This is a genomic window from Xanthomonas maliensis (assembly GCF_009192945.1).
Taxonomy (GTDB): domain Bacteria; phylum Pseudomonadota; class Gammaproteobacteria; order Xanthomonadales; family Xanthomonadaceae; genus Xanthomonas; species Xanthomonas maliensis.
Window position 1 is genome coordinate 1 of the sequence record NZ_NSET01000133.1, and the last position, 597, is coordinate 597.

2 pseudogenes are annotated in these 597 nt (G+C 63.5%); both read left to right on the forward strand.

Going from position 1 to position 597, the window contains the following annotated elements:
• A pseudogene (locus CKY51_RS22260) lies at positions 1–290 on the forward strand (glutathione peroxidase); the annotation flags it as partial.
• Between the two features lie 87 nt (positions 291–377).
• Positions 378–597: pseudogene (locus tag CKY51_RS22265) on the forward strand (FKBP-type peptidyl-prolyl cis-trans isomerase); the annotation flags it as partial.

A 597-nucleotide genomic window follows, 5' to 3' on the forward strand; every position in this document is an offset into this window, starting at 1 on the left:
ACTTCAAGGGCCAGGAGCCCGGCTCGGAAAACCAGATCCAGGAGTTCTGCACGCTGACCTACGGGGTCAAGTTCCCGATGTTCGAGAAGGTGCACGTGCTGGGTGCGGAGGCGACCCCGCTGTACCAGCGGCTGACCCAGGCCACTGGCGTGGCGCCCGGTTGGAACTTCCACAAGTATCTGATCGGACGCAACGGGCAGGTCGTCGCGCAGTTCCCCAGCAAGGTCACCCCGGACGATCCGACGCTGGTGGCCGCGATCGAACGCGAACTCAAGGCGCCTGCGCGCTAGCAACGGCGCTGGCAATGTCGTGCGCGCATGCGACAATGCGCGTTCGACGCCGGCGGCGTGTCTTTCACTTTTTGGGAAGTGCAGCGAATGAAGATGGGAATGCGCGGCGCGGCGGCGTCGCTACTGATGGTGGCAATGTCGGCAGCGATGCCTGCGATGTCGCAAGAACCGGCCGCAGCGGCCAGCAAGGAGAAGTCGGTTTTGAATGCATCGTCGGAAAAGAGTTCTCGCGATAACGTCAGCTACGCCATCGGCATGGACGTGGCGCGTTCGTTCGAGCCGATCGCGCAGGACATCGACCTGGCCG